Annotated in this window: 20 protein-coding genes and 1 pseudogene; 8 read left to right on the top strand and 13 right to left on the bottom strand. The window is 53.0% G+C overall.

Going from position 1 to position 17,423, the window contains the following annotated elements:
• Window positions 1-30 precede the first annotated feature (30 nt).
• The 3 genes from CWM52_RS22100 to CWM52_RS22090 are packed head-to-tail and all read right to left on the bottom strand — an operon-like array spanning window position 31 to window position 2,184.
• The gene (locus CWM52_RS22100) at window positions 31-672 is read right to left on the bottom strand and encodes an amino acid ABC transporter permease (protein ID WP_100686047.1); all 642 of its coding nucleotides are present in this window, start codon (window positions 670-672) and stop codon (window positions 31-33) included.
• On the bottom strand, window positions 669-1,316 hold the full coding sequence (locus CWM52_RS22095; protein ID WP_227521329.1) for an amino acid ABC transporter permease: 648 nt from the start codon (window positions 1,314-1,316) through the stop codon (window positions 669-671). The genes CWM52_RS22100 and CWM52_RS22095 overlap by 4 nt, the downstream gene beginning before the upstream one ends.
• A gap of 22 nt (window positions 1,317-1,338) precedes the next feature.
• A complete protein-coding gene (locus tag CWM52_RS22090) occupies window positions 1,339-2,184 on the bottom strand; it encodes a transporter substrate-binding domain-containing protein (protein WP_100686045.1) in 846 nt (281 codons plus the stop codon).
• Between the two features lie 436 nt (window positions 2,185-2,620).
• Here CWM52_RS22090 and CWM52_RS22085 point away from each other — a divergent pair, with 436 nt between their 5' ends.
• Complete coding sequence (locus tag CWM52_RS22085) at window positions 2,621-3,070, top strand: NUDIX hydrolase (RefSeq protein ID WP_100686044.1); 450 nt, start codon at window positions 2,621-2,623, stop codon at window positions 3,068-3,070.
• Window positions 3,071-3,175: 105 nt separating this feature from the next.
• On the opposite strand, the gene CWM52_RS22080 is transcribed toward CWM52_RS22085, so the two are convergent.
• Together CWM52_RS22080 and CWM52_RS22075 are read right to left on the bottom strand one after the other, a co-directional pair.
• A complete protein-coding gene (locus CWM52_RS22080) occupies window positions 3,176-3,400 on the bottom strand; it encodes a hypothetical protein (protein WP_100686067.1) in 225 nt (74 codons plus the stop codon).
• A gap of 308 nt (window positions 3,401-3,708) precedes the next feature.
• Entirely contained in the window at window positions 3,709-4,113 is a 405-nt protein-coding gene (locus tag CWM52_RS22075) for a DUF2251 domain-containing protein (RefSeq protein WP_100686043.1), read from the bottom strand.
• A gap of 390 nt (window positions 4,114-4,503) precedes the next feature.
• Between CWM52_RS22075 and CWM52_RS22070 the strand changes: the two genes are divergently transcribed.
• The 3 genes from CWM52_RS22070 to CWM52_RS22060 all read left to right on the top strand — a co-directional run bounded on the left by CWM52_RS22070 (window position 4,504) and on the right by CWM52_RS22060 (window position 7,839).
• Window positions 4,504-5,856, top strand: a complete 1,353-nt coding sequence (locus CWM52_RS22070) for a YncE family protein (protein WP_227521328.1) — start codon at window positions 4,504-4,506, stop codon at window positions 5,854-5,856.
• A 400-nt stretch (window positions 5,857-6,256) separates the two neighbouring features.
• Window positions 6,257-7,240 (top strand): alpha/beta hydrolase, encoded by a 984-nt coding sequence (locus CWM52_RS22065; RefSeq protein WP_100686041.1) that lies wholly within the window; start codon window positions 6,257-6,259, stop codon window positions 7,238-7,240.
• A 125-nt stretch (window positions 7,241-7,365) separates the two neighbouring features.
• Window positions 7,366-7,839 carry an NUDIX hydrolase gene (locus CWM52_RS22060; protein WP_100686040.1) on the top strand — a complete coding sequence of 158 codons (474 nt, stop codon included), beginning with the start codon at window positions 7,366-7,368 and terminating at the stop codon, window positions 7,837-7,839.
• Between the two features lie 134 nt (window positions 7,840-7,973).
• On the opposite strand, the gene CWM52_RS22055 is transcribed toward CWM52_RS22060, so the two are convergent.
• Window positions 7,974-9,167, bottom strand: coding sequence for an MFS transporter (locus CWM52_RS22055; RefSeq protein ID WP_100686039.1), 1,194 nt, complete (start codon window positions 9,165-9,167; stop codon window positions 7,974-7,976).
• A gap of 175 nt (window positions 9,168-9,342) precedes the next feature.
• Between CWM52_RS22055 and CWM52_RS22050 the strand changes: the two genes are divergently transcribed.
• Window positions 9,343-10,224: a LysR family transcriptional regulator gene (locus CWM52_RS22050; protein ID WP_100686038.1), complete on the top strand. Its 882-nt coding sequence runs from the start codon at window positions 9,343-9,345 to the stop codon at window positions 10,222-10,224.
• Window positions 10,225-10,343: 119 nt separating this feature from the next.
• Here CWM52_RS22050 and CWM52_RS22045 read toward each other — a convergent pair whose 3' ends face one another.
• Both CWM52_RS22045 and CWM52_RS26915 read right to left on the bottom strand, forming a co-directional pair.
• The gene (locus CWM52_RS22045; protein WP_100686037.1) at window positions 10,344-10,559 is read right to left on the bottom strand and encodes a DUF6500 family protein; all 216 of its coding nucleotides are present in this window, start codon (window positions 10,557-10,559) and stop codon (window positions 10,344-10,346) included.
• A gap of 69 nt (window positions 10,560-10,628) precedes the next feature.
• Window positions 10,629-10,721, bottom strand: a pseudogene (locus CWM52_RS26915) (diguanylate cyclase); the annotation flags it as partial.
• Window positions 10,722-11,056: 335 nt separating this feature from the next.
• Between CWM52_RS26915 and CWM52_RS22035 the strand changes: the two are divergent.
• Both CWM52_RS22035 and CWM52_RS22030 read left to right on the top strand, forming a co-directional pair.
• Window positions 11,057-11,746, top strand: a complete 690-nt coding sequence (locus tag CWM52_RS22035) for a helix-turn-helix transcriptional regulator (protein WP_100686036.1) — start codon at window positions 11,057-11,059, stop codon at window positions 11,744-11,746.
• 67 nt (window positions 11,747-11,813) lie between these two features.
• Window positions 11,814-12,563 carry an SDR family NAD(P)-dependent oxidoreductase gene (locus CWM52_RS22030; RefSeq protein ID WP_100686035.1) on the top strand — a complete coding sequence of 250 codons (750 nt, stop codon included), beginning with the start codon at window positions 11,814-11,816 and terminating at the stop codon, window positions 12,561-12,563.
• Window positions 12,564-12,807: 244 nt separating this feature from the next.
• Here the strand turns inward: CWM52_RS22030 and CWM52_RS22025 are convergent, their stop codons facing one another.
• Genes CWM52_RS22025 through CWM52_RS22015 form a run of 3 tightly spaced genes read right to left on the bottom strand, consistent with a single transcriptional unit; the run spans window position 12,808 to window position 15,912 of the window.
• Window positions 12,808-13,671 carry an HlyD family secretion protein gene (locus tag CWM52_RS22025; protein ID WP_100686034.1) on the bottom strand — a complete coding sequence of 288 codons (864 nt, stop codon included), beginning with the start codon at window positions 13,669-13,671 and terminating at the stop codon, window positions 12,808-12,810.
• Window positions 13,668-13,883, bottom strand: a complete 216-nt coding sequence (locus tag CWM52_RS22020; RefSeq protein WP_100686033.1) for a DUF1656 domain-containing protein — start codon at window positions 13,881-13,883, stop codon at window positions 13,668-13,670. Before CWM52_RS22020 ends, CWM52_RS22025 begins: the two co-directional genes overlap by 4 nt.
• On the bottom strand, window positions 13,873-15,912 hold the full coding sequence (locus CWM52_RS22015) for an FUSC family protein (RefSeq protein ID WP_100686032.1): 2,040 nt from the start codon (window positions 15,910-15,912) through the stop codon (window positions 13,873-13,875). The genes CWM52_RS22020 and CWM52_RS22015 overlap by 11 nt, the downstream gene beginning before the upstream one ends.
• A 77-nt stretch (window positions 15,913-15,989) precedes the next feature.
• Between CWM52_RS22015 and CWM52_RS22010 the strand changes: the two genes are divergently transcribed.
• Window positions 15,990-16,784 (top strand): AraC family transcriptional regulator, encoded by a 795-nt coding sequence (locus CWM52_RS22010; RefSeq protein ID WP_100686031.1) that lies wholly within the window; start codon window positions 15,990-15,992, stop codon window positions 16,782-16,784.
• On the opposite strand, the gene CWM52_RS22005 is transcribed toward CWM52_RS22010, so the two are convergent.
• Complete coding sequence (locus CWM52_RS22005) at window positions 16,720-17,277, bottom strand: hypothetical protein (RefSeq protein WP_100686030.1); 558 nt, start codon at window positions 17,275-17,277, stop codon at window positions 16,720-16,722. The two genes, CWM52_RS22010 and CWM52_RS22005, sit on opposite strands and share 65 nt — an antisense overlap.
• On the bottom strand, window positions 17,277-17,366 hold the full coding sequence (locus tag CWM52_RS27205) for a malic enzyme-like NAD(P)-binding protein (protein ID WP_416308819.1): 90 nt from the start codon (window positions 17,364-17,366) through the stop codon (window positions 17,277-17,279). The genes CWM52_RS22005 and CWM52_RS27205 overlap by 1 nt, the downstream gene beginning before the upstream one ends.
• Window positions 17,367-17,423 lie beyond the last annotated feature (57 nt).

Raw genomic sequence — 17,423 nt, 5'->3', positions numbered from 1 at the left:
TCCAGCACCGGCACAGATGTATTGCCCACGTTATTCTCCGGTCCGTAGTAGGTGGCTCAATGTTTTTATGCTCATACTCACCCCCTGCGCCAGCAGCCAGTAGCTGACGATCAGCAAGGTATAGGGCAAGATATAGCTGTAGGTATTAGCAACGATCTGACTCGTCGTCATGGTCAGTTCCGGTACGGTAATGATCGATGCGACAGCGCTCTCTTTAATCGTCAGAATGAACTGGTTACCCAGCAGCGGTAGCGCAAAACGAACGGCCTGCGGCGTCTGGATATGCCAGAAACAGCGGACCGTAGAGATGTTGTTTGCCAGCGCCGCCTCTCGCTGTCCCGGCGGAATGGTGTTCCACGCGGCGCGAAAAATTTCGCCGAAATAAGCCGCGCTATACAGCGTCAACGACAGCAGCGTGGCTTCAACGGCGCTCAGCATGATGCCGATGGACGGCAGGCCAAAGTAGATAACGGCCAGCTGCGCCAGAAATGGCGTGCCGCGGATCACCCACACGTAGGCGCGCCACAGACGAAACGCCAGACCACGTCTGCCGCAGAGTCCATTTAAGGCAAACCCCAACAGCATGCCGCCGCATGCGGCGCAGAGGCTTATCCACAGGGTCATGCCCAGGGCCTGAATGTAGGCTGGCAGGTATTGCGCGAGTTCCGTCATCGTTGTTCCCTCTGCCAGTGGCGTTCTGCCTGACGGCCCAACAGCGCCAACAGGCTGGTCAGCAGTAGATAGACCAGAGCCACGGCCAGATAGACCTGCAGCGGCTGGTACGTAGATGACGCCAGTTGCTGGCCCACGCGCATCAGATCCGTCAGCGCGATGACCGACACCACCGCAGAGGCTTTGATCACATCAATCAGCTCGGAAATCAGTGACGGCAGCGTAGTACGGACAACCTGCGGTACCTGGATGCGCCATAAAATCTGCCGTGGACTCAGCCCGCAAATCGCGGCGGCTTCCAGTTGACCTGGGGTGATGCTGGCAAAACCACTTTTCAGAATTTGCGATTGATAGGCCGCCGTGTTCAGCGTTAATGCCAGCGTGGCGGCGGCAAAGCCGGGAATGTCGATCCCCAATTGTGACGGTAAATAAAAGCAGAGCAGCAGTTGAGCCAGAACCGGGGTCCCGCGAAACAGACTGACCCATCCATGGGCCGTCATGCGGTAAATCGGTAACGAACTGGTCGACATCCGCCATACGCCAATACCCACCAGAAAGCCGGCGACCATCGCTGTCAGGCAGAGCGCTGCGGTGGTGAGTGCTCCCTGCATCAGCATCGGAAGCCAGTGGATAAAGCTCGTCATGAAATCCGTCATCGTTTTCCACTCACAGCGCCGGTGCGGGCATTTCTGTTGCCGGAACGCTCATCGTGAAGCCGAACCATTTCTGCTGCAGTGCCTTCATGGTGCCGTCGCGATTGGCTTCAATGATCCCGTCAGCGATCAGTTTTACCAGAGCGGCGCTGTCGGCATCTTTACGCCCGACCCAGCCAAAGAAGGTCTGTGGCCCTATCATTTCCGGCAGTGTGGCAAAAACGCCCGGCCGAGTTTTAATCAGCGGCCCCAGGTTCGAGAGCGACTGGGCGACACCATCAAGACGGTGAGATGCCAGATCGGCATAGGCTTCATCAAACGCGACATACTGTTTGATCTCTTTGATGCCCGGTTTGCCGCTGGCGCGTAGTGCCTGATCGAAGGATTGCAGCACCTGTAGCTGACCGGAACCGGCCTGCGAGCCCACCACTTTGCCGCTCAGGTCAGCCGGCGTTTTAATCGCGCTGTCCTCTGCTCTTTTGAGCAGTGCAACGGTAGATTCCGCCACCGGAGCGGTAAAGCTGAAGCGTTCAATACGCTGTTTATTGACGGTGACGGCGGTCACCACGAAGTCAAATTTTTTCGCATCAAGCCCTGGCAGGATGCCCTGGAAAGGCAGATCCAACTGTTTCACTTTCACGCCTGGCAGTGATTTGGCAAAGATGTGGTTCATCAGGTCAACGTCGTAACCGACAATTTTGCCGTTATCAACGTACTCAAAGGGGGCGTATCGCGCTTCAGTGGCAACGGTGATCTCTTTTGCTTCTTTAATTCGTTCAAGCAGATCGGCGCTGAAAGCCGTAGAGCAAAAAAGGCAGGTGGAAATAAGCACAGGTAAAGAAAAACGATTTAGCTTCATGGCATGCTCCAATAAAGATATATGAACTACATGAAAGTTACTTGAATTTAATGAAAGCATGAAGCATGCCAATGACGTTAAAATCAGCCGTTAAATTTTTATCACTATGAAAAATAATATTTATTTTATGATGCAGCACCGGATGTACTCTGTGCTGGTTTTTTGGTAATGGGGATATGCATGGTTATCATGCACACAAATGGTGCTTTTTTGATTAAAAAGAGTGCAATCGCGACAGACGCGCTGCTTCCTGAATTGAACTCCGCGCCTGGCGCCAATCTGTCCCTGAACAGACCGTGAGGGGCGATTTATACCCCTGCCCCGGCGGCCGCCTTTCAGCCGCCCGCCTCTCGCCGGATCCTGAAATTTGGCGATTCACTTAAACGCCGATATACTGTATATAAATACAGCCATATTGATTAACAGGAACCAACTCATGAGCAGGGAAAGATATAACCTTTCTATCGCAGTTTTCGTTTTAGTTCTCAGGGGAAATGAAATCTGCATGCTGCGACGAGCTAATACCGGTTGGATGGACGGGTGCTATAGCTTGCCTGCCGGTGGGCTTGAATATGGTGAAACACTTTCCTGTGCTGCTGCAAGAGAGTTGGCAGAAGAAACAGGTATGCAGGCATCCCCCTTTGAAATGACCCTTGCCCACACAATGCATGTCTGGACCGAAAACCGTTCATGGGTAGGGCATTATTTTATTTGTCGAAATTGGGATGGTATCGCGTTTCTCGCCGAGCCAGAAAAACACGCGCAACTTAGCTGGGAAGATATCGCATTATTGCCAGAGGATACCATCCCTTATGTCCGACAGGCGATAAAGGCTATCAGCAAGGGCCAAACATATTCAGAGTATGGCTGGGAAAAAACGAGTTAAGCAACCCAGGAGACAGGAGACATTCACAACAGCTATCACCGAGGCTCAAAGGCTATCAGCCTGGACAGTCAGGTGCTTCTGTCCGGTCATGCCTGCCTGTGGCATCTATCTCAGTAATAACTGGATCAGCTGAACAAAAATATACACCGTTGCTGCCACTTGCAATGCCCGGAACCCCCATCTGAGGTAGCGCCATTCATGGCGTTCTCTGGCATCAGCTTCTTCAATGGCGGGGGCAGAACGTTGTCTTTTCTTTGTCCTGAATTCATCGATTACCCACAGGACGAGAATAAGGATAATGATGATTTTCTGAAGTATGGGATTATCCACCAACAGTGACTCCGGCCTGCTCGCTGATGAAGGCAGAATAGATGAACCGCCCTCACATAACCACCGCTAAATGTAGGGGTAAGATTAATTTTCGTCCTGACAGAGCTTTTAGGTGATGCTGTCCATAGCAGGTTGCTCCGCTGCTGAGCAGTCAGTTGAGCGAAACATCCGGCCAGCAGCTATGAGCGAGGAGCGGACATTCGGATACATGGTTTATCATCTGAAAGTCCAGGAAATCGTCCGCCCTCTTCAGAGCGACATTATCAATATGGATAGAGAATAACGGCAGGCGTTAAGCCCACCGTAACTCACCGGAAAAAGTTATCCACCGAATCGCTCCACTCATGGCCGGACACAGACCAAACCTTGTTTATCGGGGGAGGGAATCCGCTTCTGCAGTACCCATTTTTCCCCACGAAATCGAACGCTCCATGCGGATATCCGTTGATAAGGAGCACGCACTTCTGACTGTCTTCAGACCAGCCGATTTTAACGTCAGAAGGAATGTGGCCGTCTGAAATATCCTCGACATTGTAGATATGCACTGCATCCAGAATCGGGTTTCCTTCAACGGACTCATCGAGCGCGTAGAAATACCCGGTCTGGCCGTCGTCTTCAAATACGGCGGCCAGCATACCCTCAGGTGCCAGGCTTTTTATCACCTGCGCTTCTCCAACAATGAGCTGAGCCTGTAGCGTCACTAAAATCGTCATACCGATTACTCTCCTTTCCTTGATTGTTTGGTTAGGCTGCTTTCTAACTGACAAGCAATCTACCATAACATCCCTGCGATGAATTAACCCCCTGACCTGCAACCACTTTGTTGATACACGATTACTTTAGAAAGGTCCGCTCCTGGCACAATGCCGCCCCCTTCCCGGAAAATCTCCAGTACGTTCACCCGCTATACATCAAACTCCCCCCGCCTCTGCAATACCACCCAAAATAGTAATGATAATTATTTGCATTGATGTGATACATTCAATGCGCGCATGCCACGTGATATTTCTCATGGCGGAGGGTAAGACGCTGCGCGTGGGGAATCACCGGTGACTGCATTGAGATGCAGCATCAATACAACTTATGGAGATAAGATGAGAAGAATGTCAATCCGTTCAGTGCTGTTGGCCTCCACTCTTGCGATGTCAACCGCCACAACGGCATACGCCGATAGCCAATGGGCAGCCGCCGCCACGACCTTTCCTGGCAGTATTCGTGCCGGCTCACGGGACGTTCCCGTTAAGCCCGGAGATAAAACGGTGATAACGATTAAGAGCCTGCCAGCGGGCGCGACCGTCACCATGCTGAATGGTGCTGAAGTTCTGACACCGAAACCACTGACCGCCGATGATAAGGGAAACCTCACGATTCCGCTGACCATTCCGGCCGATGCCGCGACAGGCCTTCATCCACTCACGGCGATCACTGAAAATCCCGCTAGCGTTTCGCAGGTGATGTTGAAATTGTCCCAGATTGTTGCGCCGAAAAACATTGAGGCTTTCAGACTGCAAACAGTTCCCGTCGGTGAGCGAGCTTACCAGTCAGCAGTTTCGGCCAACGGAAAGCTGTTCGTGACCTCTGCACGCGGCCCGAAGGATGGTAGCCGCCTGATGAGACTGAACGCCGGAACGCTGGCTGTCGAAGCGGAGGCTACGCTGCCTAAAGACAAAAAGGGTGAGCAGATTGGCGTCTTCGGCATCGCTGTTGATAATGTCCATAATCATGTCTGGACGACGAACACGCTTGCCGAGACGGTGACCGTCTATGACGCAAAGACCCTTTCCGTCGTGAAAGTCTTCCCGGAGGGGTCAGTCGTACATCCACGCGATGTGATTATTGATGAAGCCCACAATCGGGCTTATGTCAGCGCAGCGCTAACCGGTTTTATCGAGGTATATGATACAAAAACGCTGGAGCATATCGGTCAGATAGAATTTGTGACCAACCGCGGCCGCGACCAGTTTTACAGTACCGATCTTGCCCTCGACAGTGCCGGTCAGAAACTCTATGGCGTCAGCCGCGATACGCCCTGGGTGGGCTGGATTGATCTCAAAACGGGTAAGAGTACGACGGTGAAAATACCTCAGGCGCAAGGCGCAACCGACATCGCTCGCGATCCGAAGACCGGTCGTCTTTACGTCGTTTCCCAGGAGACGAACAATGTCGTGGTTCTTGATGCAGACGGCAAGGTTCTCGCCGATACTTACATTGGCGCCGGGGGCGTATCTGTCGTCTGGGATCCGGTGACGTCGCAGGTTTTCGCCGCCACGCGTGCAGGCGGAACCGTTGCTGTTCTGGACAAGGACGGTAAACTGGTTGCTAATATTCCGATGGATGATACGCCAAACCACCTGACCGTCGCCCCTGATGGCGCCGTTTATCTGGTGTCTATGTATGGAACGACCGGGGATAAAGCTCAAACAGGCTCAGTGACGAAAATCACCCCCACAAAATAACGGCCTACGTTATTCACGGCCAGACCGGCCTGATATGATTAACCCCCTGCCGCCTATGGCGCGGGGGGATACTCCCGGCATATCTGACCGATATTCGCATCCTCTGACTTGAGGCAGGCCGACGTCAATGGCTATCCATAAACACAACTTTTCAACAATAACTCCGCGTTGCAATCTCTGCTGCCCGAAGCTGCCCGCAAGGGGTCTTAAGAGGCAGCGTTGAGCGAGGAGCACCCGGCGTTGGAAAACTCAAGCCAGGCGTTAATCTCGCTATCTGTTCCTGATTAGGCTTTATCGGGGGTGAACTTGACTACCATCACTAATGTGTTAATTAATAAAGAGCAGAACATATTTATCATATAAATTGTCATGTACGCTTAGTTCTACAGGAACATAATCGGTGAATATTACAGCCTGCATTGCTCTTTTGAGCGCATGTCCATTTGTAAGTCAGGCGTCGATGCCGCTGACCTTTTCCGAAATATTCCTGGATGCTCCTGGACCACAAGGCCTTTTGAAAGGCACGTTACTGACCCCAAATTCGAAACCAACCGCCGTTGCTCTTATCGTTCCTGGCTCCGGGCCGACCGATCGGGATGGAAACAATCCGCCTGGTGTCAATGCATCGCCTTACCGACTTCTTGCCGAAAGCCTGGCTTCGAAAGGCTTTGCCACGCTTCGTATCGATAAACGAGGAATGTTCGCTAGCGCATTGGCGGTAGATAATGCCAATGCGGTGACAATTGCTGACTATGTTGACGACGTTCGGGCCTGGATAAAAGTGCTGAGACGTGAGACGCAAACTCCCTGTATTTGGATAATGGGACACAGTGAAGGAGGTCTTGTCGCACTGGCCTCGGCTCAGGAAGAGGATGTGTGCGGAGTGGTTCTTATTGCAACGCCCGGGAGGCCGATGGGCGAGGTGCTGAAAGGACAATTAATGGCTAATCCGGCAAACGCACCTTTATTAAAGGAAGCTTTACCGATAATTGATGCTCTGGAGCATCGGCGGCGAGTCGATACAACGAATATACATCCAGCGCTGCAAAATCTCTTTAATCCTGCGATTCAGGGGTTTTTGATCGATGCGTTTTCATATAACCCGGACCAACTCATTGTGACCATTTCCAAACCCGTATTAGTTCTACAAGGGCAACGCGATATCCAGGTAGAAGAAATGGATGCAAGAAGGCTTAAAACGGCCAATCCTCGAGCCTCCCTGGTGATACTGCCCAATATGAACCATGTGATGAAAGAGGTCACTTCGGACGATCGCGAGGCCAATATCGCTTCCTACACCGACCCCACCCTTCCCTTAGCGCCAGGTTTAATCGAATCGATTGCGCATTTCCTCATCCACAGCGCCCCTTGTTCCGAAAAATAACTGTTTGCCTGAGATAAGAAGGCCCGGATAAAATTCATTCTCGATATTTTAGGGATTCAGACAGAATAATGGCTACCTCAAAATATGAGAGGTAGCATTTATTATTTATTTCAGGAGGTTATATTGTGCGTACTCGGCCATCATCCCGTTTGATAGTGCTTTCGCCTGAAAATCGCGTGCTGCTCTTTAGCTTCAACCATAAAGATGACGCGTTGAGTGGAAAATCTTACTGGGCAACGCCCGGTGGAGGACTCGAACTCAATGAATCTTTTGAACAGGCAGCCTTACGTGAATTAAGAGAAGAAACGGGATTGACAAGAAGCACTGCGGGGCCGCAAGTCGCTTCCAGAAGCTTCACAATGATGCTGCCCTGCGGGGAAACGGTTCTCGCAGAAGAGCATTTTTTTATTATTCACACAGAAAAATCAGATATCGATTGTTCCGGATGGAGCAGCAACGAAAAAAAAGTTATCCATGCTCACCGCTGGTGGACATTAGAAGAACTCAGACATACAAATGAAACGATCTTTCCACTCGATTTGATTATTGACATACTTGCTGACCAGTTAATCGGTACCACGACAATATCCCCTCCCTGACTGTTACCTGCGCACTATGAGAAATCACCTCTTCTGCACTCAGTGTCCGGGTGAATAAAGACATTAACACCGCCGGGATGCACCGTTCTCACTGGCACCTGATTAGGTCGCTAATCAGGCTTGACGCTGCAGAATTACGCCTGCCTTTCCGGGCTTTTCAGCATCCAAACCAGTACCATACCGCAGGCGATGACCGCCGCCGCCAGTATCACCATGGTCTGAAGGCCGACCTTCGCCGACACCAGGCCTCCGACAAGCGCCCCCGTACCGATCGCAGCATTGAAAATGGCAACGTAGACGGCTGATGCGGGCTGAGTGGCCTCTCCCGCGCTGCAAAGCAGCCAGGTTTGTAAGCCAACGAACACAATTGCCATACCTGCGCCCCATAGGGCGAGCAGCGTCCCGGTGAACCACATTGGACATGATGACCAGCCCTTGATACCCAACATCCCTGGTGCCCCCGCACTGAGCAACAGCGATGTCATAATCAGTATCTTGATATATCGATCAATGAGTTTACCGGCAATGATATTTCCCAGCAGCCCGGAGAGACCTGAAATCAGTAGCAGAGCTGAAATAGCAGATGTAGGTATACCACGGGCCTGGGTTAGCAAGGGTTCAAGATAAGTGAAGGCGGCAAAGTGTGCTGAAATGATGCAGGCCGTTGCGCCAAAGAGTGAAAGGAGCAACGGATTTTTAAAGATCGCCCCGTAAACCCTCAGACTCAGCGGTTGCGGAGCCGCCAACGCGGGAAGCGTCCAGAATAACGCAACGGCGGTGACAAATGACAGCAAGGAGATCGCGGTGAACGCCTGTCGCCATCCGGCCAGGCCGGCAATAAAACTTGATAGCGGCACACCCAGCACGCTGGCCGCCGAGACACCGGCAAAGATGACTGACGTGGCTAATCCCAGCTTATCTACCGGCACAAGCTTTATCACCACGGTACCAATTAATGCCCAGAAGGCGCCGTGCGCAAGCGCCCCTGTCATTCGCGCCGTCATAAATTCCCGCATGGTGTGCGATTGCGTCGCCATCAGACAAGAGAGCGCCAGAATTAGCATCAACGCCACCAGCAGCGCCTTGCGGGAAAGCCGGACGGGGATTGCGCCAGCTAGCAAAGCCGCCAGCGCGGCAACCCATCCATATGCGGTGACGGCAAGACCCGCCCCCGCTTCAGTCTGATGTAAATCTTTCGCCAACGCGCTGAGCATGCCAACCGGCGAAAGCTCGCTGGTTACAATCGAAAATGCACTGATCCCCAGTGCGGTTACTGCGAGCCAGGCGCGCATGGGCGCCGTGTTTGCCTGTAAAACGGTGTCGTTCATTGAATGAATTTCCCAGGAATAATGTGTGAAAGGGGGATGTTTACCAGATGCGATCGGTTCTCCGCGTCGTTCCTCATTGCCTGTTTATCTCCTTATGTGGAGTGCAGTATCATCCCGAGATAAGTGATAAAACAGACCTGAAAACGGAGAGCCGTTTTCCATAATCGGAAAATAGATGACAACAGATTTTAACTGGGACGATACGCGGGTTTTTCTGGCTGTCGCCCGAGCGGGCACCCTTAGCGGCGCTGCAAATGCCCTGGATATGGGCATCGCGACCCTCTCAAGAAGGCTGGACAGGCTTGAAAAGTCGCTGGCCGTCCCTCTGTTCAGCAGACACCAGAGCGGCTACCGACTCACGGATGATGGCGAGGCGCTTCTGGAACGTGCCGAGGCGCTTGAACATGCCGGACTCGCGTTCGGCGAGACGGCCAGGCTGCAAGGGAACGTTGCCGGGCTTACCCGACTGGCTACATCGGATAACCTGGCGGCGTATTTTATTCTTCCTTCGCTCAACGCGTTGATGGAAAAATATCCCGACCTGCGGGTCGAGGTGATAAGCGGTGTGCAATCCGTCAATCTGCATCGGCGGGATGCTGATTTAGCAATACGGATGGTCAAACCAGACAGCGGAAACCTGACGCTAAAGCGTCTCGGTATCGTGGGATTTGGCTTATACGCCGCCGATGCCTGTTTAAATGGCGCCACTGGCGTAGCGTCTGGTCACACTCAGTATGTGGGCTGGCCGGAATCGCATCAACACCTGCCCGCTGCGCGATGGGTCACGCAGACGCTTCGCGGCAGTCCATGCAGAGTGGAAGCGAACACGCTGGCAGCGCAGTTATCGGCAGTTTCTGCAGGCCTGGGGTTGGGGGTGCTGCCACACTTTATGGCGCGGAAAAACGGTCTGCATTGTGTGAATTCGGATCTCGGCGTCGATCAAACCTTATGGCTGGTGATGCATTCAGATTTAGCCAATTCGCGGCGCGTCCGAGTGGTCGCCGATCATTTAATTACCCTGTTCGATGGGATAAAAGATCAGTTAATGTTGCCATAACCGTTTAATTAATTGCTACTTACAACTTACACCACGGCCGGTGACTGAAAACGGTGTTCCCGGTCAGGCCAGGGTGAAGTCTGTTCTCGGTTAAACCCCTTACCTGAATCGCAGGTGTGTTACATCGCCTGGACGAGGGCTCTTATCTTTTCCGCCTTTTCAAAGTGGTCCAGTTTCATCTCGATAATCCACCAATGCGCAACTTCCATAAGCAATTCAGGATCGTCATTTTTATTGGCAAAAAAAGCATAGAACGAAAGTCCTGCATTGCTTCCCCTGGAGGCAATTTTTGAATCGCAGACCCTGATGATTTTTTCCTTCATTTCTTGTCGCACTGCCTCTCCCTCTCTATTTTCAGGTTCTAAGCCTTAAAAGATAATATCATTTCGCGCTGGGTTAAAAATTTAACCCTGGTGGTTATGATCTCTGAGAAAAACGGTGAAGACGTCCTTAGGCGGGGTTATACCACATTCTGAAAGCAGCCAACCCACCGCGCCTGTCATCAGGAACATCAGATAACACCGCCGTGTTATTCGCCGCCTGGAAAAGCTGATAGCCCGCTGCCCGACGGGAGGAGTGTCGTCGCCTCACCTTTCACGCCAGCGCATCAGGTTCAACGGATAGTCACCAGACTGCGGCGACTCAGGCGCGATACGATAAATGTGCGAACGACCGGGCGGAATCCGATATTCGTGTACACTGTCTGGCGCAGGGCGGCGTGAACCGCATCACTCCCTGAACAACTAAATGCCAGAAACTGCGTAAGCGCGGTCGCGCGCGAATGTAAGACACCCCGACACATGGTCATCAGGATAAGGGAGGCGCAACAGATATGACCCGAACACAAAGGCTTCTTGAATTACTCCAGATATTGCGGGCTCACCGCTATCCGGTCACTGCACTGACGCTTTCTGCAAACTTAAAGATAAGCGTGCGCACCGTTTACAGGGATATAAAAACGCTCCAGCACCAGGGAGTATGTATTGAGGGGAGTGCCGGGATTGGATATATTATTAATTCTGATTATCATTTACCGCCACTGGTATTCACCGTGCAGGAGCTGAATGCTCTGACACTGGGTCTTAACTGGGTGTGTCACAACACGGACGCGGACTTTAAAAAAAATGCAAAAAAAGCCATTGCCAAAATACACGCAGTTATTCCTGATAGATTGCAGGAACACATTGAATATCAGTCATATCTGACAGGTCCGACTGAAAGAGAATGTTACGGCTTTGGTGATATACACCACGCAATTAATGAAAGAAAAAAAATCACGATAACCTACTCCGATAAAAATAATACCGTATCATCCCGTGTAATCTGGCCAGTCGCGCTGGTATATATGGAGTCCTGCTGGCTACTTGCAGGATGGTGTGAGATGAGAAACGATTTTCGTCATTTCAGAACCGACAGAATAAAGAAAATCACTGTACTGAGTACCACTTACCCGGAGAGCAGAGCTATCTTGTTGAAAAGATGGCGAGATGCGGAAGGTATCAGCCTGGACAGTGAGTACTGACAAAAATTGTCGCAACGATCGTGTACGCTTCTGTAGAAAAGACACCAGGATGATGACAGGAGAGCGTATGAATTTTCATAACAAAGTTGCATTAATCACGGGAAGTACCACGGGTATTGGCGAAGAGGTCGCAGGACAATTACACCGATATGGCGCCAGAGTCATCATTGTATCCCGGTCATTACATGAGGCCAGACAAAAAGCCAGATCGTTATCACCCGATGGAAAAACGGCGATCGGCATAGAATGTGATGTTGCAGACCCCGAACAAGTCAGCAGCATGATTAATCATGCCGTAAGTCATTTCGGCAGGCTTGATTATGCCGTAAATAATGCAGGCACCACCGGTGAACATAATAAAACAATAACGGAGCAGACAGTAGACAACTGGAATAACGTCATATCAAACACACTGAGTAGCGTCTTTTACTGTATGAAATACGAAATACCAGAAATATTAAAATCAGGGGGTGGTTCAATAGTGAATTTGTCGGCAGTAAATGGGTTAGCAGGTATCCCCGGTCTGGCCCCTTACACGACGGCAAAGCATGGCATAATTGGTTTAACCAGAAGCGCGGCGCTGGAATTTGCCTGTCAAGGTGTGCGGGTTAACGCGGTTGCGCCGGGTTATGTCAGTACGCCGCGAATCAATGAACTTCCCGAAAATATTATCAGTGCGTTTGCAAACAGTCATCCCATGAAAAGAATGGCTACCATGACCGAAGTGGCTGATTTTATCCTGTTTTTATTGTCAGAAAAATCAGGGTTCTGTACCGGCGGTGTTTATCCTGTTGATGGCGGATATCTGGCGGAGTAACGAGCGCGTCGGAGATAACATTTGCCTGGCGTTGGATATGTTCCGCTCTCCAGGCCGCCCCAGACACTCTGGCGTAACGTTTACTCTGCGCATGTCGCATTTTTGAGCGTTGCTCCCGCGAAATCAGGTCGGCGCTCATCCATATTCAGGCAATCTGCGAGCAGCTTGCCACACCATATTTATCGCTGCCTGAGTCACGCAAACCGGTCTTCGGCAATGTCCGCCGGCAGGACGGTTAAAACGTTTAAGGCATAATGGAAACGCTGGCGGATAATCCCGCCACCAGTTCAATCCCTTGCGGTATCTTATCTAACTGGATACGGACAGGGACTCGCTGCGCAAGTCGCACCCAGCTGAAGGTGGGGTTGACATCCGGCAGCCCAAGCCCACCCGTCTGATCATTGCTATCATCGATCCCCCGGCCGATACTCTCCACATGCCCCGTGATGAGCGGGTCAAACCCCATCAGCGAAATTTGTGCGGCGTTCCCGATACGAATATGACGCAGTTTGGTCTCCTCAAAATAGCCCACCACCCAGAAACTGTGCGCATCGACAACGGCGACCCTGGTCTCTCCCGCAGTGGCGTAGTCGCCTGGACGCAGCCGAAGATGCGTGACGTAGCCGGCAACCGGCGCGCGCACGGTAGCATGAGATAAATTAAGCTGCGCCAGTTCCAGCGCAGCCAGCGCCCCCTGATAATTGGCCGCCGCAACGCGCGCTGCGCTGCCCGTTTGCTGGATGTCCTCGCCGGAAATGGCCCCTTTGATGAGCGCGCGTCGCCTGGCCGCATCCTGGCGCATCAGCATCTCATGACGTTTTGCTTCAACGTCGGCCTGCGCGCTGAGCACCGCCAGCTTCAGCCAGCGCGGGTCGATAGCATAAAGCACATCGCCCTGGTTAACCCATTGATTATCGCGGACCGCCACGCGGCTCACCGGCCCGGAAACATCCGGCGCAATCTGCACCACATCGGCCCTAACCCTTCCATCGCGCGTCCAGGGCGTCTGCGCATACTGTTTCCAGAAAATAAACGCCACGAAAATCGCCACCGCCACAGCGATTAACGTCAGCGCGTAACGACCCAGTAAAGAGAGTAAAGATTTCATGCGAATAACCCCAGAGTGGTCAGGCCCTGCAAAAGCAGGAAAAAGGTCACGATATAGGTTGAGACATCAAGCAACGGGCGCAAAGGCAAACGCCGGTAAAGCCTGCTGCAAGAAAAAAGCGGCACGAGTAACAGCGTACAGACCACAGCCAGGAACGCGGTCAGTAGCAGTCCGGGGATAAAAACCCCCCCGATATTGATGTCATTTATCATGGCTGGACTCCTTGTTCTGCGTCCGTAATGCGCAGTGCAGATCCACCAGTCTGTCGACAAACTGGCATGATTGTTCATCTGTCGCGGGCAGGCAGAGGCTGGCCATTGCGGCAATACGCTCGCGTAAGGCGTCGGTGTGCGTTGTGCGGGTCAGATGAGAAAGCACCTCGTTGATATCGCTGCCTGCGGGCGTATCGCAACGGCGCAGGCGCATCACACAGAGGCCAATGCGCAGAAAATGGACCAGGCGTGCAAGCGCCCGTGCGGATGACGGCCCGCTGCGCGGCAAACGTGGCAGCAACAGAGCGGCCCGATCGATCATCAGATTGGTCCAGTGCGTTTCATCACCTTTAAACACACCGTTCACGCTGCGGCGAATATCGCGTTGGCAAAGTTTTAGCAGGCGGTTTATCGCCGCGTCCGCCTGTACGGTTTGCAGCAGACTCATGCCGATAACCGCAAAGCCGGTCGCAAAAAACAGCGCGATAGCGGTGTTGGCCGCAGCGGCGAAATCACCGCTGTAGTGTGCCCCCAGCTCACATAGCACAGGCAGCGTCAGGGTGATGCCCATCGCCATAAAGCTCGTGGGCGGCCGCGCCTGCAGCGATCCGGCAAGCAGATAGACTGGGGCAAGCACCGCCACCAGCACCGGGAAATCGCTGAGCGGGGGAAGCAGAGCGAAGCTATAGATAAGGCTTATCAACACGCCCCAGACGGAGCCGATAATGTATTTGACAAGATGCGGGGCCGGCGTATCGAAACTGCCAAACAGCGTGCAGCAAACCCCAAGAATCGACACCGCCGTGCCGCCATCGGGCCAGGCGGAGTAAATCCAGAGCAAACAGCCGCCCAGGATGATGACAAAAGCGCCCAGCGCCGTTCGGGCGGCACTGAGGGGATCGCGATGGAAAACATACCCTTTCGCCGCATGATCTTCCGCTGGCATTGGCGAAGTTTTGCCGTGATGGATGGCATCCGAAAGGCGCTCACACTGTTGCAGGAGGGTAAGCAACTCAGCGACGTAGCGTAAGAAATTCACCCGCAGCGCATCCTCGAACGTCAGCGCCTGCGCAGCGTGCCGCTGTGCTAACTGCGCGCTGCGTTGTTGTAGCGTAGCTGCTGCGTTTTTGCGTTTCCCGGTATCATCGCAGCTCAGCCAGGCCTGAACGTCATCCAGCAGCCTCTGCATATCGGCGGGCATCTTCGCGATCGCCTGTAAACGATCGCGTAATTCACCGTTGACAATAACTAACCGCGCCAGCCTGTCATGGAGCGCTTTCCTGGCCTGACGGACCGGCACCGAAAGGGCAAAATCATACGGGATGTGGTGGCTGATGCCCTGCAGGAATTGTAGCGCCAGCGCCAGATGCAGAGGCTCTGACTGCGCGTCGGACTTGCCTGCCAGGGTGTCGGCAATCCGCTGACGCGCGGCCTGCAGCGTCTGCGCTAATTTGCTGTTGAACAGCCCGGATATCCGGACAGGCAGAATGTATCGGTGAATCAGCGCGGCGCAGACGATGCCTATCGTTATCTCCTGTACCCGAATGATGGCAATGTTAAATACCGTGCCAGGGTCTGAGACGGCGGGAAAACCAATCAGACTTGCGGTGTAACCGGCCAGTACAAAGGCATAGGCGCGGGGCGTGCGTTCAAGCAGGGATAAACAGAGGCAGAAGGAGATCCAGCCTGCCAGAATCACGCTGCATAAAATCGGCGTATTCACAAACATGGGCACAATCAACACCGTGGCCCCCGCGCCGGCCACGGTCCCTGCCAGGCGATACAGGCACCTGCTCAAAGACGCGCCCACCGACGTTTGCGAAACGATATAGACGGTGATGATGGCCCATGAAGGCCGTTCAAGGCCAATCGCCAGGGCAATGTAATACGCGAGCATCGCTGCGACAAAACTCCTGATGGAATAGAGTAGCGCATGGGCGTCGCTCAGTAGCGCGGGAGAGGCCATGCGGCCTGACCAACGGCTTATCGCCTGCAAAACGCGGCGGTGATGGGGAGTTAATTTGCTCATGCCGGGAATTATTCCCGCTTTGCGCTTGTCCTTAAATACTCTATTCTATCAAAAAATACCTAAATGTTGCCAATAAGATGTCATCCAGACTTGCCCATACCCTGTTTGATCCCGATAGCACGCCGGGCCCGGCCGTCGCGCGGCATATTGATTTCGTTGATTATGCAGCAGAAGTGCCGGTGCATACGCACCGCAAGGGACAACTGATCGTGGCCCGCTATGGGGCGGTGATTTGTCGCGCGGAAAACGATATCTGGATAGTGCCGCCAGATTGCGCGGTGTGGATCCCCGGCGGGATCCCCCATAGCGCCAAAGCGACCTGGAATGCGCATCTCAACTATTTGTTTATTGAACCCGGCGCCGCCGCGCTGCCGGAGAAATGCTGCACGCTGGCGATTTCTCCGCTGATTAAAGAGTTAGTTGATCGCTTGACGCATGAGGACGTTGATTACCCGGCGCAGAGCCATGTCGGCAGGCTGACCAGAGTGACGCTCGATGAACTGGCCACCATGCCGCAGCAGAAATTGAGTCTGCCGGTTTCGGCGCACCCGAAGATCCGCGCCATGGCTGATGCGCTGGTTAGCCACCCGGAGGATCGAAGCACGTTTAAAGTCTGGGCGAAACGGCTGGCGCTCAGCGAGCGTTCATTAGCACGCCTGATGCTGCGCGAAACCGGGTTGACCTTCGGACGATGGCGTCAGCAACTGCATTTGATTATTGCCCTTCGGGAGCTGGCAAGCGGGGTATCGGTGCAAAACGTCGCGGCTAATCTGGGGTATGAGTCGGTAAACGCTTTTATCACCATGTTCAGAAAAACAATGGGCAGCACGCCCGCGCACTATTTTGCCGGTCGAAGAGCGGCAGATCCCTGAGTGATGCACAGGCTGGATACCGAGTAAGGCGCTTAATGCCCGCTTGTGGCCCCCAGGGGATATTCAGCATTGCTCCTGACGAAGCGTAACGACTGTCAAGGCGGTGCCCTCTTCCGTTCCTCTGTCCGCCGGCCAGCAATCCCGCCGTCATCGGTCCGCCATAATGCAGACCTTTACCAATCAGAATGGCAGTACCCAACCCTGACAGGCAGACGATAACCGTAAAAATCACCTGCGGCAGGCCATCGCTGCGAATCGCGCGAATGAACTGCGGCCCCACAGAATAACCCACAGCGAACAAAAACATGTCAAAAAACATCGCCTGCATGACGGTCGGGATGGTGATATGAAACTGTCCAATGAGCAAACCGGCAATCAGCGTGCTGGTGACCACACCCAGACTGAATTTCCCGAACTTCAGTGCCCCAAACCAGAATCCAAGAGCCATCGTCAGATAGACGGCCACTTCAGGATATTGATGAAAAAGAGTCATTATATAATGGGACGGTCATTAAGACGGCTCATGGCCTCCACCACCTGTTGGGTAAAGGCGCCAGCCTGAGTGCTGACACCAAACAAAATGGGAGACTGTAATTTAAATTGTGTAATTGCCTGTTTTTGATATGTTCACTCCAACAA

This window comes from Raoultella sp. T31, assembly GCF_002806725.1.
Classification (GTDB): Bacteria; Pseudomonadota; Gammaproteobacteria; order Enterobacterales; family Enterobacteriaceae; genus Klebsiella; species Klebsiella electrica.
This window is presented reverse-complemented; position numbering and strand designations above follow the sequence as displayed.

Coding starts and splice junctions, on each gene's coding strand:
- CWM52_RS22100 (WP_100686047.1), bottom strand. CDS start 672: ATGACGGAACTCGCGCAATACCTGCCAGCCTACATTCAGGCCCTGGGC.
- CWM52_RS22095 (WP_227521329.1), bottom strand. CDS start 1,316: ATGACGAGCTTTATCCACTGGCTTCCGATGCTGATGCAGGGAGCACTC.
- CWM52_RS22090 (WP_100686045.1), bottom strand. CDS start 2,184: ATGAAGCTAAATCGTTTTTCTTTACCTGTGCTTATTTCCACCTGCCTT.
- CWM52_RS22085 (WP_100686044.1), top strand. CDS start 2,621: ATGAGCAGGGAAAGATATAACCTTTCTATCGCAGTTTTCGTTTTAGTT.
- CWM52_RS22075 (WP_100686043.1), bottom strand. CDS start 4,113: ATGACGATTTTAGTGACGCTACAGGCTCAGCTCATTGTTGGAGAAGCG.
- CWM52_RS22070 (WP_227521328.1), top strand. CDS start 4,504: ATGTCAATCCGTTCAGTGCTGTTGGCCTCCACTCTTGCGATGTCAACC.
- CWM52_RS22055 (WP_100686039.1), bottom strand. CDS start 9,167: ATGAACGACACCGTTTTACAGGCAAACACGGCGCCCATGCGCGCCTGG.
- CWM52_RS22050 (WP_100686038.1), top strand. CDS start 9,343: ATGACAACAGATTTTAACTGGGACGATACGCGGGTTTTTCTGGCTGTC.
- CWM52_RS22035 (WP_100686036.1), top strand. CDS start 11,057: ATGACCCGAACACAAAGGCTTCTTGAATTACTCCAGATATTGCGGGCT.
- CWM52_RS22030 (WP_100686035.1), top strand. CDS start 11,814: ATGAATTTTCATAACAAAGTTGCATTAATCACGGGAAGTACCACGGGT.
- CWM52_RS22025 (WP_100686034.1), bottom strand. CDS start 13,671: ATGAAATCTTTACTCTCTTTACTGGGTCGTTACGCGCTGACGTTAATC.
- CWM52_RS22020 (WP_100686033.1), bottom strand. CDS start 13,883: ATGATAAATGACATCAATATCGGGGGGGTTTTTATCCCCGGACTGCTA.
- CWM52_RS22015 (WP_100686032.1), bottom strand. CDS start 15,912: ATGAGCAAATTAACTCCCCATCACCGCCGCGTTTTGCAGGCGATAAGC.
- CWM52_RS22010 (WP_100686031.1), top strand. CDS start 15,990: ATGTCATCCAGACTTGCCCATACCCTGTTTGATCCCGATAGCACGCCG.
- CWM52_RS22005 (WP_100686030.1), bottom strand. CDS start 17,277: ATGACTCTTTTTCATCAATATCCTGAAGTGGCCGTCTATCTGACGATG.